Origin of the sequence: Candidatus Reidiella endopervernicosa (genome assembly GCF_013343005.1) — a bacterium.
Lineage (GTDB): Bacteria > Pseudomonadota > Gammaproteobacteria.
Window position 1 is genome coordinate 291,778 of sequence record NZ_CP054491.1, and the last position, 14,819, is coordinate 306,596.

A 14,819-nucleotide genomic window follows, 5' to 3' on the forward strand; every position below is an offset into this window, starting at 1 on the left:
GGGACTAACCGCCCTCACTTCGCTCTCCATGGCGGTCAGCGTTCGTTGTTGCTGATCGTACCGGTGGTGGTGCCGCCCGAGAGGCGTGCAATGCTGATCGCAGAACCGTAGACGTTTCCTTCACCGCCCTCCATGTTGAAATCGAGGAAGCGGTTGTCGTGGATGTTGAACGTACCGACATCCTCCGCGTAGATAGCGGTAATACCGTAACCGCTTGCACCGTAAGGAGCGGCGTTATCGTTGTTGAATTCGATACCGGCAACCTCGTTACCGTCTGCGAGGGTGACCAGAGTGAGATCATTACCGTCTGTCGTGGTGATCTCCGGTAGTCGCCGTCACCGCCGATACCGTAGAGATCAAAACCTTCACCGATCAGCATCTGGCCGTCGCGCAGGGTCCAGCCAGCGCCGGTATCGTAGGCGCTAGCGTCATCATCGCTGTCGCCCTCATGCACATAGATCATCGCATTGTCGGTGGTACCGCAGTCACCCGCCTTACAGTTGGCGATGGTCTTGTAGGGGTACTCGTAGCTGCCATCTTCGGTCGACTCTTCCGAGGAGCTGTCGATGTGGATAACCCCTGCTCCAGGGGAGACGTCAACCGTACTATTCAGATCAGTTCTGAGGTGATCCGGAACGCCAGCAGTGGTCTTAACATCGATATCACGATGGACCAGCTGCATCATGCGCTCGGAGAGGGTGCGCTTGCCGCCACCAGACGCCCTGCCAAAGGAGTAACGGATCTCACCACGGATCTCGGAACCGAACAGGTCATCATCCTGCGCAGCGAGACCGATCGAGAGGTTTTTACGCAGAAAGGAGGTAAGGCGAAGCGACACACCATCGACATCACCCGCCGCGTCTCCCTCGAAGTGGTAACCACCGATGTGGATCCAGTTCTCATCCAGACCGATACCATGCAGTGCAAAGGAGCGTCCCGCTTCAATATCGAGCCCCTCGAGTGCCTCTTCAAAGATACCGTTGGCGTAGAGCTTGTTACCGGAGAAGGAGCCGTTGGTGCCACCGACACCAACCAGGTATCGATCTGAGAGTGGGTAGTAGTAGTTACCGCGCAGCTCCCAGTCATCCATCAGCATCTCCGCACCGGCGGTCAGCTGATTGTGGTCACGATCGGTGCTGCTCTTGCGATGATCGAATGCACCGAAGAGACCGAAGATGGAGCTACGATTGCTGTTAAACCAGCGATGGCCGAAGGCAAGGTTGTACTCGGAGGCGGTATTGTCATCGAGCCAGAAGCGGCCATCGACAAAGCTCATCGAATCATTGTTTTTTCTAAACGGCACCATCGCCGCGATACCACCACGATGGCGAGGATCACCCGGGCTCAGAAAGACCTCAACATTGGCCTGAAAATCCTCGGCACGCGCGATGTTGGTCATGCTATTGGTAACAATGGCCGTAGCAACTGCGGTTGCAATGACAGACTTTCTGGGAAGCACTTTCCGGGAGTCGCTATTTTTGCGAAAGTTTGTTTTGGGCATCCAAGCCCAAGCAAACAGCAAAACTTCACGCGACCGTTTATGCCTGCGGCGCCTCGACCGTCCTGCGTACGTTGCGTAATCACCTCTTCGCTGCTCTACACAACTCCCTCAGTGACTCTACGCCGACATAAAGCCGCTGCTGCATCTTCTCCGTCGTTCGCTCGCGCTCTCAACTACGAATATACAGACGGCGTCGACTATCGGGGACTAACCGCCCTCACTTCGCTCTCCATGGCGGTCAGCGAACGACTACTGGCGATGATGACCGGCTCTTCTTGCTCATGGATGACATCCTGTGTTTTTAAACCCATGCGGGAAATTGGTTTCACGGTAGATTTTTTTATCAAAAACGCGCGGATATACTCCAGCAAATACGTGATTGCCATCACACTTTTCAAGACGTCAGCAGATGTCAGGCATAACAATAAATATCAGCCTAATATCGGACCCGTCACCCCCCCTGATGGCATCACCCGTTACTAAAATAGTGAAGCATGCTCACGGCCAACACCATTACTGGTCTTTTTTACGGCCGCCCCACTACTCAGCATCGTGCCCGGTGCTGATAACATCTTTGTACTGACCCAGTCGGCTTTCTACGGTGCTCGTGCCGACGTTGTCGTCACACTGGTTCACTGCAGCGGGCTGCTGCTGCACACTGCAGCCGTCACCCTCGCAGTAGCGGTGCCGCTCAAGACCAATCCGTTCGCCTTTACCCTGCTGCAACTCGGTGGTGCACTCTATCTGCTCTATCTGCTCTATCTGCTCTATCTCGCCTGGCGAGCGATCCACGCCTCTATTCGACATATTGGCGCAGAGCACCCATCTTCCTGCCATTTCCCACGCTCTACCGACGCGGCATCATCATGAACATTACCAATCCGAAGGTCTCGATCCTCTTCCTCGCACTGCTGCCGCAGTTTATCGATCCGAAGGCGGCCGGGGAGTCGCTATTTTTGCGAAAGTTTGTTTTGGGCATTCAAGCCCAAGCAAACAGCAAAACTTCACGCGACCGTTTATGCCTGCGGCGCCCCGACCGTCCTGCGTACGTTGCGTAATCACCTCTTCGCGGCTCTACACAACTCCCTCAGTGACTCTACGCCGACATAAAGCCGCTGCTGCATCTTCTTCGTCGTCCGCTCGCACTCTCAACTACGAATATGCAGACGGCGTCGACTATCGGGGACTAACCGCCCTCACTTCGCTCTCCATGGCGGTCAGCGGTAGTGCCGAGCTGCAGATGTTGCTGCTGGGCGCGATCTTTATCGTCGCCGCCCTGCTGGCATTCGGCTCAGTAGTACAGATAACGGGAAAATTGAGGCACGGCTTCAACAGTCCCTCCGTGCACAGAAGGTGCTGAACGGGATCGCAGCCGTTGTCTATCTACTGATGGCGTTACGGCTCGGCACGACTCTGAGCTGATCGTTTCAACCTGCAAAGCAGTTTCAGCTCAGCTCGAGATGGGCCAGTACCGCGCTCTCATCGAGACGCTGGAACGGCTTCAACGCAAAGCGGCCAGAGGCGGAAACGGCTTAACGCTCTAGCAGCACCAGCGTCTCAACGTGGTAGGTCTGGGGGAAGAAGTCGTAGGGGGTGATTGCGACCACCCGGTAGCCCGCCTCGAACAGTCGGTCGAGATCGCGGCGCAGGGTACCGGCGCTGCAGGAGAGGTAGGCGATACGTGTCGGCATCAGCTCATCGGCCACCCAACGACACACAGCCTCCTCCATGCCGGTTCGTGGTGGGTTGGTATAGAGCAGGCACGTACGCTCCGGCGCTACCCGCCCCAGCCACTGGCGCAGCTGCGGCAAGCGCGTCTCGCAGGTTCCGCGCAGCAGCTCGGCCCCTGACGCGTTCTCCCTGGCACACGCCAGTGCATCGCCACCCAGCTCAACACCGATCGTCTCGGCACCGGCCTCGCACCAACGGCGCAGGGTTGCGCCATTGCCGCAGTAGAGGTCGACCACCGAGCTCCCGGCATCCGGTGCTAGAAACTGCTGCGCCTGATCCTGCGCGGCAATGTAGAGCGCCGGTATCAGCTGCTGAAAGGCGGTCGGACCGTAGCGCAGCCCCTGCGGGTCATACGAGTGTTCGCTACCCCATAGCAGCCGCCAGCCGTGTTTGGAAAAAAGCCGCCGTCCTGCCGAGGGGAAGGCGTGCAGCCATAACCCCTCAATACCCGTCTCCGCCAACCGAACCTTGGCCTCCTCGGTGAGCCACTTTGTTGCCGGCGGCTCAGCCATCTTCACGATCAAGGTCGCCTGTCCGCCCGACTGCGCGTAGTAGGCGAGTGGAAAGCTGCGCCCGCCCGACGGCAGGATCTCGCGCAGCAGCGCGAGCATGCGCGCTACTCGTTCAGAGTGGATTGGGCACTCCTGCAGCGGCAGCAGCTCATCACGCACCACCATGCCAAAACGCCACCCCTGCACCTCACTCCACTCGGCAGCCAGCACTACCCGGTCACGGTAGTGCCAACGCGCCTCACCCTCGACGGCTCGCAGGGATTGGAAGGTCTCAGCCCACGGATTCAGTCTCGACTGCAGCCACTCCGTCTTCTGCTCCTCACTCTGCTCAGCACTCATCAGACGATGGGCACAACCACGACACTGCGCGACGCACCCTGCTCTCAAACTCATCTCTTCACTTCGACTCATGGGCGGCCATTCTACCGGGGCAAGCTGTTCGACATTCACAGAACCGATCCGGTCGTTATAATTGCCGCTCCAAAACGACTAATAAAAAGCATGAATCCGTTACGAAACCTGCATCTACTGCCTCGCCTCTGGCCAATGTTGCGTCGCCACCCGCAGCTGGCGCTACTCGCTGTCCTGCTGCTACTCGGCTGGTACGCCGCCGAGCTTTACTACCTGCGCCCTCAGCTGAGTTATCTCGGTACCCCACAGGCAACTACACTCCATCCCGCCACCTGGAGCCGCACCCTGCGTAATGACGGTTTTCTGCTCGGCTATTCAGACCTGCGCAGCAACCCGCTCTGGGTCAGCTACAAACTCACCCCCGTGGCTAAAGATGCCAAACGTCTCAAGCGCCCGCAGCGCTTCAAGCGCGACTGGCGCACCCTGACAATGGTTGGGCACGACGACTATCGCGGCAGCGGCTTTGATCGCGGCCACCTCGCCCCCAACTACGCCATCTCCCGTCTCTATGGGCGTGGCGCACAGCTCGATACCTTTTTAATGAGTAACATCACTCCGCAACGGCCGAAGCTAAACCAGAAGCTGTGGCAACGCCTTGAGGAGATCGAGGTCGATGTATTTGCTCGACGCTTCGGTAGCCTCTGGGTCACCACAGGACCGATCTTCGACGGCAAGATTGAGCGTATGAAGAGCGCGATGCGAGTCGAGATTCCCGACGCCTTTTACAAGCTCTACGCCGCTCCGCCTAAAAAGACGGGTGATGCACCTCAACTGCTCGCCTTCATCATCCCGCAAGGCGTTAAAGGCACAGAAGCCCTCGATCGCTTTGTCGTCTCTGTCGATGAGGTTGAACAACGCACCGGACTCGACTTCTTCCATATTCTCGACGACCAGCAGGAGCAGCAGCTTGAGGCAAAACAAGGGGGCAGTTCTTGGCGATTGAAGGAGGTCGCCAATCGCCCCGGACGTTACTGATTTATTAAATCACTGTTTCTATCCCTTGTTACTCAAGGGCAAGCACGTACACTTCCGTTCCAAACATAATCGGTTGCAAGGAGCACCTGATGGCCACAGCCAAACCACTCAGCCGCACCCGCCTCTGGCGACGAACTCGCATCATCGCCACACTCGGCCCCGCCACCTCAAAGCGCGCCACCATTGAACAGCTGATGCGCGCCGGTGTTAACGTCATTCGCCTCAACCTCTCCCACGGCAGCCACGATGAGCATCGCAAGAGCTTCGCACGGGTGCGTGCGGTGGCAAAAAAGCTCGATCTGCATGTCGCCATCCTGATGGATCTGTGTGGACCAAAGATTCGTGTCGGCCACTTTAAGAACGGAGCGATCACACTCAAGCAGAAACAGATCATCACCGTCACCACTCGAGAGTGTATCGGCGAGGGCAGCCTGATCCCCTCACGTTACGCACGGCTTCATCGCGATGTGAAATCAGGCGCCCGCATCCTGCTCGACGATGGCAATCTGGAACTGAAAGTACTCTCCGTAGAGGGGCGTGATGTGAAGTGTCGTGTCGTGACTGGCGGCCTGCTCAAGGACAACAAGGGGATGAACCTGCCCGATAGCGATCTTTCGGTACCGGCACTGACCAAGAAAGACCGTGAAGATGCCAAGCTCGCTGCCGAGCTCGGTGCCGACTACCTCGCACTCAGTTTTGTACGTAGCGCTGGCGATATCCGTTCATTGAAAAAACACCTCAAGCGACTCGGTAATGAGATACCGGTCGTGGCCAAGATCGAGCGCCCCGAGGCGGTCGAGCAGATCGATAAGATCATCGAGGCGACCGATGCCATCATGGTCGCCCGTGGCGATCTCGGTATTGAGTTGCCAGCGAGCAAGGTGCCATTGATTCAGGACCGCTTGATCGAGATTGCCCGCAATAAACAGAAGCCGGTCATTGTCGCCACCCAAATGCTCGAATCGATGATCACCAATCCTCGTCCAACCCGTGCCGAGGTAGGCGATGTGGCCCACGCCGCACGTAGCCGTGCCGATGCTGTAATGCTCTCGGGAGAGACGGCGGTTGGTGCCTACCCGTTGAAAGCGGTACAGACGATGGATGAGATCCTGCGTGAGATCGAGCAGAGCCAGCGTTGCCAGGACCACCATAACGATCAGCCGATCAAACACGACCACCATGACGATTCGCCGATGCGTGCCGCTGTCTCACACGCCGTCACCTCACTCTCGCGTGATCTCGACCTGCAGGCAATCATCATCCCGACCCACTCCGGCACCACTGCGCGCGTACTCTCCGCCGACCGTCCCACCTCGGCCTGTCTCGGTGTGAGCAGCAACGAACGCGTGGTGCGCCGTCTGGCACTCCACTGGGGTATCGTACCGGTACAGATTGATGAGGATGAGGCGCACGACTGGCACAAACTGAGTCGTACGATAGCTGCACGCTTCAAGATTCAGAAACGCGGTAGCGTAGTGCTACTGGTCTCCGGCTTCAGTGATGATCCACAACTCAACGAACCGGCAATGAAGCTGATCACACTCTGAACTACACTGCTCTCTAAGAATAATCAAAACAGGTGCAGCCATGAGTAACACGCTCTACTACTTCCACGACCCGATGTGCAGCTGGTGTTACGCCTTTCAGCCAACACTCAAACAGATCAGTGAACAGCTCCCCGAAGGGGTGGGGATAATCAAGCTACTCGGCGGACTCGCCGTCGACTCTGACGAGCCGATGCCCGGCGATATGCAGCAGAATATCCAGGATGGTTGGCAACGCATCGTGCAACGGGTGCCAGGCACCCAGTTCAACTTCGACTTCTGGAACCACTGCAAACCACGTCGCTCCACCTACCCCGCCTGCCGAGCGGTCATCGCTGCACGGCTGCAGGGGTCGGGTAACGATGAGTTGATGACCCAGGCGATTCAACGTGCCTACTACCAGCAAGCACGTAATCCCTCCGATAACAGCACCCTGATCGAACTGGCAGTGGAGATTGGCCTCAACGAGAAACAGTTCCACGACGCACTGCTCTCAGACGAGGTCGATGAGCTACTCAAGAATGAGATTGAGACCACAGAGGAGATGCACATCGACAGCTTTCCATCGATGGTGCTGAAGGTGGACGAGAGCTTCTGGCCGGTGGCCGTCGAGTATACCGACCCACAGAAGGTGCTCGAGTCGATCACCTTCCTGCTAGAGAATTAAACCGGTCTTATAACAGTGCGGGACAGAGCTGTTTGCCCTGCTTATTGCGATAGAGACACTCCTTCTCCACCTCATCGCAGGTCATCGCCATGATGCGATTGGAACCACCAAGGCTGGTGCACTCGGCTGCCTTATACTCGAGCTCCGTATCGCTCAGGCCCGACATCGAGGTACCACTGCCACAGGCTGACAATAGTAATAGCGTTGTAACCAGTGTTAATAGACGCATTTTTAAGCTCCTTCATTATTATGTTTTTCGAGCTGGTCAGATCGATTCAGTCACTACTCACCAAATAGCGTTACCTGATTTCGTCCACCCTCTTTCGACTTGTAGAGCGCCTGATCGGCACGCTCCAGCCACGCCAGGTGCTGCGTGATATCACCGCTGTACTCGGCAACACCGAGACTGATAGTGTATTGAATCTCCTCGTTACCGTACTCAACGCTATTTTTTTCGATCGCCTTGCGCAGCCGCTCTGCAAAGTAACGTCCGCCGTCACGATCGGTATCGGCCAGGATTACCGCAAACTCCTCACCACCGTAACGCCCAGCAATGTCGGAGCTACGCTTTACCTTGCGTAGCGCATCGCAGGTTGCTCGAATCACCTCATCACCCGCCTGATGTCCATAACCGTCGTTGACGCGTTTGAAGTGATCGATATCGAACATCACCAGCACCGACTGCTTATCGCCACGCTGCATGCGTTTGAACTCCTCGTGGAGGTGCTCCTCCCAGGCGCTGCGATTGTAGAGCTGGGTCAGTCCATCGGTACGACCGATACGGTCGAGCTCATCATTGACCAGTTTTAGCTGCTGCTCATCGACCGCCATCTCGGTCACGTCGTAGATGATCACGCAGACGTGATCGACCTGACCGTTGATTGAGACCATCGGAATGATGGTCATATCCTGATACATCGTATCGGAGAGGCCGGTGATCGGATGGTAGCTATTGAATTTGAACAGGTAGGGTCGCTGCCGCCAGTTGGAGAAGGCGCGGTTATTGAGGGTAAAGACAGACTCCGCCTTGTTACGCAGCCACTGTTCGGGCAGATCGGGAAAGCGCTCAAACAGCTGGCTCTCCATCGCATCGGCCGGGCTGACACCACTGTGGTTCTCCATGAAACCGTTCCAGAGGGTGATGCGGTAGTCACGATCGAGCACCACCAGGCCGACATCGACGTTCTGTAACACGCCGAGCAACAGGTGCAGCTCTCTGATTTCGTCCATATTGCCCATAGCTATCCCAGTGCCATCTCGGCGCGACTGGCCAGCTCAGGCACCGATCCTTCGGTGATCAGGACCAGCTGATCGGCCTGCACTCGACTCTCGCCGATGGTGTAGCTGAGCTCGATGGCGAGAATCGGGCGCGGGCCACCGCCGCTGTTACCCTGGCCGAAGTTGAGTTGTTTGTTGTGCAGCTGAATCATCGGGTGGCCCTGACTGAAATGGATATCGAGCAGATCGGCCAGCCCCTTCAGGTAGGCGCCGACCAGGACGTTGGAGACATCCATCAGCAGCTCCACCTCATCGCTCTCCCCCAGATCGCCGGTGTAGTGCATCACCTGGGCGATCTCGATCATGTCGGCGTCGTGGAAGACCAGCATCGTCTCACCGGCAATTCCGGAACCGATAAAACCCTGACCGACGACGGAGAAACCCTCACCACCGGTCGCCAGCTCCAGTGCGGTGATCACCTCGCTGAAATCGATCTGGCTCACCTTGGGAATAGAGAGCTCAACGTTTTCGCCGATCATGGTCGCGAGCAGGTCGGCGGCCCGTCCCATCGCAACGTTGGATATCTCCTGACACCAGTCGAGAAAGGTCGTCCCCTCCTCTCGCACACCATCGCCGGTACTCTCCTGTTTGAGCAGGCCGTAACGATCTAGAAGCGGCAGTAACTCCTCTTCCCTGACCGGCTTTTTGATAAAAGCAGCAGCACCGAGCTCATCAACACGACGCTGACTCTCGGGCTGGATATCACCCGAGACAACGATGGCGATGACCTCGATTCCCTCATCCTTAATCGCTTCAAGCACGCCAAACCCATCGAGCTCGGGCATGGTCAGATCAAGAAATATCACATCGCCCTTGCCGGCACGTAGTGCCTCGATACCCTCGAGACCGTTACCCGCGTAGGTCACCTCAACATCCCAATCCTGCGGCAGCGCACGCGCAATCTGCTTGCGTGCAAAGCTCGAGTCGTCACAGATGATGATAGGTAGGGACATGGGTATTCTTATTCGGTTAGGGATGTCTGATGTGGGCCATTATAGGCCGATGTCGAAGGTCGTGTCAGGCGATGCTGTTCATAAAACGCTGCAGATGATCCATCTTCTCCGAGTCGTCCTGATCGACCAGACGGATATCGATATTCACAAACTCCGTCTCGCGGCTATCTTCACGCGCCTGCAGGGTATGGATAAAGCCGTTGAGTCGGGAGACATCACCGGCTGCTTCGATGTCGATAACCGCCAGATCAAGGATGCCGGGGATATGTTCACTGCGTTTGATCACACCCTGGATATGGTGCTGGCTGACCTCTTTGATCAGGCAACCGAGCGTCTCGCCACTGAAACGTAGCTGCACCACCACCTTACCCTTCGGCTTCACACTTCTTGGCCTGGCACTGGAGACGTTTTCCGCCACCGGCACGGCGCCCGAGAGCCCCCCACCTCACTGCGCCCACCGGTCAGGATCGCCACCGATCCGCTCTGGATCTTGTCGGGACGTGCGCCGCCGATCTCCTGTAGCTGTTTGGCAGAGAGCTTCATCGCCTTGCTCATCACATCGGTAGCGATATTGATCAGCTTCTCATTGGTGAAGGGTTTGACGATGTAGTTGCTCACCTTGAGCTTTATCGCCTCGACCACATTCTCTTTATCACCACGGCTGGTGATCATGATAAAGGGCAGATGGGCGTGCTCCGGGGTCTCACGAATCCACTGCAGCAGCTCGGCACCATTCATCTCCGGCATCTCCCAGTCGCAGAGGATCAGATCGTAATCGCTCTTGCCGATCATCGTCTGTGCCTGCTTGCCGTGCGCCGCCTCATCGAGTTGAAAGGCGGGATAGGTAGAGCGCATCCCCTTCTTGACGATGTCGCGCATAAACGCTGCATCGTCGACCACCAGAACCCGAACCTTTGTCACACCGCCTCCTGAGTGTTGCCGCAGCCGACCATCACTCTAGTGGTGGTTACGACCGTTATCTGTACATATTCCAATTGAACCCCAAACCTTACCATCTGTGATGATTTGGACAAAACAGTTCATCACGAAATTTTCTGTTACAGCAGACGTTTAACGGCACAACGAAGCGCATCCTCAGCCGCCGCTCGTCCAACAAAACCCATCGATTCAACCACCCTGGGCCAGCCCCCCTGTTCAATCACCTTGGCAACCAGCAATGCGCGCTCATTTTCACTCAGTGCAGGAGTATCGATTGCCACTAGCACCCTTTTACGGATCGCCGCCATGCAGAGCTCATACCCCCGGCTGCCACTTACAAACGATGCCAGATCCCTCTGATCCTGCTCATCAAGCGTCTCACTCGCTGTTTCACTTGATGCATGGCCCGCCAACAGGCGGCTCACCAGCTCAGGTTCCAGATCGTTCAATGGCTCTGTCAGCAGTAGCGGCAGCTGATCGATTAAACGTTGGTGAACCGCTTCGATCAGCGCTCGGCCCGCCGCAGTGATTGGGCTTGCCATCATCACAGCGTGGGCGCCACTACTCGCCTCTCGTTTAAGACCGATACGCAGTGGTCTCAGTGCGGCACGCTGCCAGAAGTCGAGCAGCTCACCACTCATTCCAAAGCTGGCACCAAGGTAGTCACAACCTGTCTGCTCGGCCGCTGCATATAATCTTTCGATCAGCGCCGTACCGATGCCTCGACCCTGCACGGCTGGATGAACCGCGATACGCATCACACGAGCACAACGCAGCTGCGGCGCCTCGACAAACCCGGCGTGCAGCGCCAGCGACTGTGGTATTAGATGGCCACGCACACGACGACGTCCCTCATAAACTGCCTGAGAGAGCTCGGCATCAAATCCACCCTCTGCCGCCACCAGCGCGGTGGCCACAACGTGGCCGCGATAACGCACCAGCTCCACACTCAGATTGGGCCCATCAAGCAGATTGCGCAGATCGGTCGGTGTGGTGCGGTAGTGAGCCAGCACCAGCAGACCAAACAGCTCAGCCAGCAGAGGCTCACCTGTCAGCAGTGCAGCGCGCTCTACTGTTTCAAAATGGCACTCATCCAGACTCAACGTAGCGAGCTGATCACCATCAACCGGCGATGCATCCAGCAGCAGCGCGCGGAAGACAAACCGCTCCAGTGGATCACCCGTCGACCAGCGAATCGGCGTCTGCATACGCAGCTGACGCCAGCCAGGCATCTCGGCATCGAGCACCTTCTGGAAACGAACTGCAAAGCCACGCCCCGTCCCCTCGTAGCCGTGGATGGTCGAGGCGAATACGGTACGTGAATAGTGGCGCACCATCTGCGTCAACAGTGGTGCCGGGATTGCCGCCGCCTCATCGACCAGTAGCAGATCAGCTTTCGGTTGTTCATGCAGCAGCCGATCGGGTGCAACGAATTCGATAACACCCTGCCGATACTCAAGCCGGCTACCCTGAGCTGAATCAACCCCCAGCAACTTTGCAGCATGCTCAAACAGGGCATCGACTGCAGCTCGCCGCGGTGCGGTAACGATAATGGAACGGCTCTTCTCTCTCAGCAGCTCTGCGGCTGCGATTCCGAGCGAGGCGCTTTTACCGCGCCCACGATCCGAGGTAATAACCAGCGGTCGGTGTCGGTGACCGGATCCCGTATGCAGTACCGCCTCAACGGCCTGTTGCTGATCGGCAGTGGCGTAGATCTCATCGTGGTAGGGCGGAGTCACTGCCACGACAGACTCGACGGCAAATGGATGCATCGGTCGATCCTGCTCAATCAGCGGCAGTCCGCTTTCGCGGACTAACGTTGTTAGTCGCTGCAACAGTCGGCCACTGACATCGGTCGCACGGTGTGGATAGACCGCAATGCGCTCCTTATCGGGATCTTCAAAGGCAGACCACTGTGCAAGCGACGGTATTAACAGCAGCAAAACTCCACCCGCTCGCACGCTACCACTGACGGCACCGAAGGCATCGGGATCGAAACCGCTGTAGGCATCAAATACCAGCAGATCAAGCTCACGCCCCAACTGTTTACGTGCCTTTGCCGCAGGCAGTGCGTCAACGCCCGCTGGCGGCTCACTACTGATCCAGAGCTGCCGTTTCTGATAAGGGGCCACATCAACTGCCGCCACCACGGCACGCCCCCACTCTCGCTCACCAGCGACCACCACCACGGCACGGTGGCGCAGCAGCTCAGCCTGTGCGACCAGGCGCTCGATCTGCGCGGCAATCTCGGCCAGTGAGTTGGGGGTTTGCGTCATGGCGCCATTTTGGCGGCTGGTGAGATAAATATCGAGCCGCTCATCTGGAAGGGTATGTGGTTCTGCTAAGCCGCGGAGTGCGGAGATTCGGCCCCTGAGTGCTCCACAATATCTCTCCAGCTCAAATGCGCCAGCACAGCACTGTAATCATCGCCAACGGTAGCACGCAGCGTGATTCGCTTACCATCGCTCGGGTGGGTAAAGGCAAGCTCAGAGGCTGCCAGCAACAGCCTGTGGCATTTGAAGTGGTCACGAAAGATTCGATTATGGCGCCCATCACCGTGGCTGGTATCGCCAACAATCGGATGAAAGATATGTTTCATATGGCGACGAATCTGGTGCTTGCGCCCCGTCTCAGGTTTTGCCTCGATCAGAGAGTAGCGGCTGGTTGGAAAACGTCCATCGGAGATCGGCAACTCCGCCGTTGCCAATCGTCGGTAGTGGGTCACTGCAGACTGCGCTTCTTTATCCTGACGCGCCTTACGATCGGTGGTCTTGTCGAGCTCCTCTTTGAGCGCATAGTCGATGGTGGCCTCAACCTCGGTATAACCACGCACCACTGCCAGGTAGCGCTTCTCGACCGTGTGTTGCTGGAACTGCGCCATCATCTCTCTGGCCGTCTCGCTATCGAGTGCAAACAGCAGTACTCCGGAGGTTGGTTTATCGAGACGGTGCAGTGGATAGACGCGTTGTCCGATCTGGTCACGCAGCAACTGGATGGCAAAGCGGGTCTCGTGCCGATCGATCGCACTGCGATGGACCAGCAATCCACTCGGCTTATTGATCGCGATCAGCCGTGGATCGCGGTAAAGGATTTCTAGCTCAGACTCCAAGCAGTGTCAGCTACGCCTGCTGACGCTCCAACACCATCTGATCGATCAGTTCCATCACCTCACTACTGGCGCGCTCTGCCGCTTCGATGTGTTGCAGCAGGCTTCGGTTGAGCTCCTCGTTGCCCTCCCAGTCGAGCAGCGACTCGGCCAGCGCTTCCTGTACATAGGCGTGCACACTGCGGTGCGGTGCCTCCAACGCCTTGAAGGCTCGCGTCTGTCCGAACAGTTGCTTACCCACACCCTCGTAGTACCACTTACCGAGGCGGCAACAGGTGTGATCAACCGAAACGGCCTGCGCCTCGGCAGAATCCTCACCCTTGCTCAGCGCCATGTAGCCGTTCTGTTTGTAGATGATGTGATCGATCTTGATCAGAGATGCAAAACCGAGATCCTTGGCATGACTGATGCGAGTGATGGTATCGCGCGAGGCATCGGCCAGCTCGGTGAAGCGTTGGTGGAACGCCTCCATGTTGGTCGAGACCTCGTCGGTCAGACCGCGGGTGGTATTGGCACCCTCCAGCATCTGTTCAACCCGATTACGGAACTTGGTCATGGTCTGATTAATCTCAACCGTGGCGTGTTTGGTTCGCTCAGAGAGCGCCTTGACCTCATCGGCTACCACAGCAAATCCGCGTCCACTCTCACCGGCTCTTGCCGCCTCAATCGCCGCGTTAAGCGCCAGCAGGTTGGTCTGATCGGCAATCTCGGAGATCAGCGAGAGCGACTCACCCACCTCAACGCTCTCGCCATTGAGTGCTTCAACCGACTCAGAGACGCTCTGCATGCTGCCCGCTATCGAGCTCAGTGCCCCACGGATCGAACCGACCGACTCACGACTCTCCTCGGTCATAGTGACATTGGCATCGGCTATCTGTTCAACCGTATTCATCTCATCGGTGACCGAGATCAGATCACTCTGATTGAGCTTTAGGTTTGATAGCAGATCGGGGAGTCGCTATTTTGCGGAAGCTTGTTTTGGGCATCCAAGCCCAAGCAAGCGGCAAATACTTAACGCGACCGTTTATGCCTACGGCGCCCCGACGTCTCTGCGTACGTTGCGTAATCACCTCTTCGCGGCTCTACACAACTCCCTCAGTGACTCTACGCCGACATAAAGCCGTTGCTGCATCTTCTCCGTCGTTCGCTCACGCTCTCAACTACGAATAGGCAGACGGCGTCGACTATCGGGGACTAACCGC

Annotated in this window: 18 protein-coding genes; 8 read left to right on the plus strand and 10 right to left on the minus strand. The window is 57.2% G+C overall.

Annotation, left to right across the window (positions count from 1 at the left end):
• Nucleotides 1–4: 4 nt before the first annotated feature.
• On the minus strand, nt 5–1,501 hold the full coding sequence (locus tag HUE57_RS01520) for an inverse autotransporter beta domain-containing protein (protein WP_272902004.1): 1,497 nt from the start codon (nt 1,499–1,501) through the stop codon (nt 5–7).
• Nucleotides 1,502–1,540: 39 nt separating this feature from the next.
• Between HUE57_RS01520 and HUE57_RS01525 the strand changes: the two genes are divergently transcribed.
• The 4 genes from HUE57_RS01525 (at nt 1,541) to HUE57_RS01540 (ending at nt 2,861) form a co-directional block, all read left to right on the plus strand.
• Entirely contained in the window at nt 1,541–1,984 is a 444-nt protein-coding gene (locus HUE57_RS01525; protein WP_174672577.1) for a hypothetical protein, read from the plus strand.
• 69 nt (nt 1,985–2,053) lie between these two features.
• Nucleotides 2,054–2,371 carry a LysE family transporter gene (locus HUE57_RS01530; RefSeq protein WP_174672578.1) on the plus strand — a complete coding sequence of 106 codons (318 nt, stop codon included), beginning with the start codon at nt 2,054–2,056 and terminating at the stop codon, nt 2,369–2,371.
• On the plus strand, nt 2,368–2,559 hold the full coding sequence (locus tag HUE57_RS01535) for a hypothetical protein (protein WP_174672579.1): 192 nt from the start codon (nt 2,368–2,370) through the stop codon (nt 2,557–2,559). Before HUE57_RS01530 ends, HUE57_RS01535 begins: the two co-directional genes overlap by 4 nt.
• Nucleotides 2,520–2,861, plus strand: coding sequence for a hypothetical protein (locus HUE57_RS01540; protein ID WP_174672580.1), 342 nt, complete (start codon nt 2,520–2,522; stop codon nt 2,859–2,861). The genes HUE57_RS01535 and HUE57_RS01540 overlap by 40 nt, the downstream gene beginning before the upstream one ends.
• A gap of 172 nt (nt 2,862–3,033) precedes the next feature.
• On the opposite strand, the gene HUE57_RS01545 is transcribed toward HUE57_RS01540, so the two are convergent.
• Nucleotides 3,034–4,131: a class I SAM-dependent RNA methyltransferase gene (locus tag HUE57_RS01545; protein ID WP_174672581.1), complete on the minus strand. Its 1,098-nt coding sequence runs from the start codon at nt 4,129–4,131 to the stop codon at nt 3,034–3,036.
• A 114-nt stretch (nt 4,132–4,245) separates the two neighbouring features.
• On the opposite strand from HUE57_RS01545, the gene HUE57_RS01550 reads away from it, so the two are divergent.
• From HUE57_RS01550 to HUE57_RS01560, 3 genes are all read left to right on the plus strand, one after another.
• Nucleotides 4,246–5,130, plus strand: coding sequence for a DNA/RNA non-specific endonuclease (locus tag HUE57_RS01550; protein ID WP_078483694.1), 885 nt, complete (start codon nt 4,246–4,248; stop codon nt 5,128–5,130).
• Nucleotides 5,131–5,219: 89 nt separating this feature from the next.
• Entirely contained in the window at nt 5,220–6,677 is a 1,458-nt protein-coding gene (gene pyk / locus HUE57_RS01555; protein WP_078483695.1) for a pyruvate kinase, read from the plus strand.
• A 40-nt stretch (nt 6,678–6,717) separates the two neighbouring features.
• The gene (locus tag HUE57_RS01560) at nt 6,718–7,341 is read left to right on the plus strand and encodes a DsbA family protein (protein WP_078483696.1); all 624 of its coding nucleotides are present in this window, start codon (nt 6,718–6,720) and stop codon (nt 7,339–7,341) included.
• Nucleotides 7,342–7,348: 7 nt separating this feature from the next.
• On the opposite strand, the gene HUE57_RS01565 is transcribed toward HUE57_RS01560, so the two are convergent.
• From HUE57_RS01565 to HUE57_RS20565, 8 genes are all read right to left on the minus strand, one after another.
• Nucleotides 7,349–7,570 (minus strand): hypothetical protein, encoded by a 222-nt coding sequence (locus HUE57_RS01565; protein WP_078483697.1) that lies wholly within the window; start codon nt 7,568–7,570, stop codon nt 7,349–7,351.
• A gap of 53 nt (nt 7,571–7,623) precedes the next feature.
• Nucleotides 7,624–8,580, minus strand: a complete 957-nt coding sequence (locus tag HUE57_RS01570) for a sensor domain-containing diguanylate cyclase (protein ID WP_078483698.1) — start codon at nt 8,578–8,580, stop codon at nt 7,624–7,626.
• 2 nt (nt 8,581–8,582) lie between these two features.
• On the minus strand, nt 8,583–9,572 hold the full coding sequence (locus tag HUE57_RS01575) for a response regulator (protein ID WP_078483699.1): 990 nt from the start codon (nt 9,570–9,572) through the stop codon (nt 8,583–8,585).
• A 64-nt stretch (nt 9,573–9,636) separates the two neighbouring features.
• Nucleotides 9,637–9,954, minus strand: a complete 318-nt coding sequence (locus HUE57_RS01580) for a hypothetical protein (protein ID WP_078483700.1) — start codon at nt 9,952–9,954, stop codon at nt 9,637–9,639.
• Nucleotides 9,951–10,493 (minus strand): response regulator, encoded by a 543-nt coding sequence (locus HUE57_RS01585; protein WP_078483701.1) that lies wholly within the window; start codon nt 10,491–10,493, stop codon nt 9,951–9,953. The genes HUE57_RS01580 and HUE57_RS01585 overlap by 4 nt, the downstream gene beginning before the upstream one ends.
• 137 nt (nt 10,494–10,630) lie before the next feature.
• Nucleotides 10,631–12,787, minus strand: coding sequence for a tRNA(Met) cytidine acetyltransferase TmcA (locus HUE57_RS01590; protein WP_078483702.1), 2,157 nt, complete (start codon nt 12,785–12,787; stop codon nt 10,631–10,633).
• Between the two features lie 65 nt (nt 12,788–12,852).
• On the minus strand, nt 12,853–13,620 hold the full coding sequence (gene truC, locus HUE57_RS01595; protein ID WP_078483703.1) for a tRNA pseudouridine(65) synthase TruC: 768 nt from the start codon (nt 13,618–13,620) through the stop codon (nt 12,853–12,855).
• Nucleotides 13,621–13,630: 10 nt separating this feature from the next.
• Entirely contained in the window at nt 13,631–14,509 is an 879-nt protein-coding gene (locus tag HUE57_RS20565; RefSeq protein WP_174672582.1) for a methyl-accepting chemotaxis protein, read from the minus strand.
• 71 nt (nt 14,510–14,580) lie between these two features.
• Here HUE57_RS20565 and HUE57_RS01605 point away from each other — a divergent pair, with 71 nt between their 5' ends.
• The gene (locus HUE57_RS01605) at nt 14,581–14,787 is read left to right on the plus strand and encodes a hypothetical protein (protein WP_174672583.1); all 207 of its coding nucleotides are present in this window, start codon (nt 14,581–14,583) and stop codon (nt 14,785–14,787) included.
• Nucleotides 14,788–14,819: the final 32 nt, after the last annotated feature.

Coding starts and splice junctions, on each gene's coding strand:
- HUE57_RS01520 (WP_272902004.1), bottom strand. CDS start 1,501: ATGCCCAAAACAAACTTTCGCAAAAATAGCGACTCCCGGAAAGTGCTT.
- HUE57_RS01525 (WP_174672577.1), top strand. CDS start 1,541: ATGCCTGCGGCGCCTCGACCGTCCTGCGTACGTTGCGTAATCACCTCT.
- HUE57_RS01535 (WP_174672579.1), top strand. CDS start 2,368: ATGAACATTACCAATCCGAAGGTCTCGATCCTCTTCCTCGCACTGCTG.
- HUE57_RS01540 (WP_174672580.1), top strand. CDS start 2,520: ATGCCTGCGGCGCCCCGACCGTCCTGCGTACGTTGCGTAATCACCTCT.
- HUE57_RS01550 (WP_078483694.1), top strand. CDS start 4,246: ATGAATCCGTTACGAAACCTGCATCTACTGCCTCGCCTCTGGCCAATG.
- pyk (WP_078483695.1), top strand. CDS start 5,220: ATGGCCACAGCCAAACCACTCAGCCGCACCCGCCTCTGGCGACGAACT.
- HUE57_RS01560 (WP_078483696.1), top strand. CDS start 6,718: ATGAGTAACACGCTCTACTACTTCCACGACCCGATGTGCAGCTGGTGT.
- HUE57_RS01565 (WP_078483697.1), bottom strand. CDS start 7,570: ATGCGTCTATTAACACTGGTTACAACGCTATTACTATTGTCAGCCTGT.
- HUE57_RS01570 (WP_078483698.1), bottom strand. CDS start 8,580: ATGGGCAATATGGACGAAATCAGAGAGCTGCACCTGTTGCTCGGCGTG.
- HUE57_RS01575 (WP_078483699.1), bottom strand. CDS start 9,572: ATGTCCCTACCTATCATCATCTGTGACGACTCGAGCTTTGCACGCAAG.
- HUE57_RS01590 (WP_078483702.1), bottom strand. CDS start 12,787: ATGACGCAAACCCCCAACTCACTGGCCGAGATTGCCGCGCAGATCGAG.
- HUE57_RS20565 (WP_174672582.1), bottom strand. CDS start 14,509: ATGAATACGGTTGAACAGATAGCCGATGCCAATGTCACTATGACCGAG.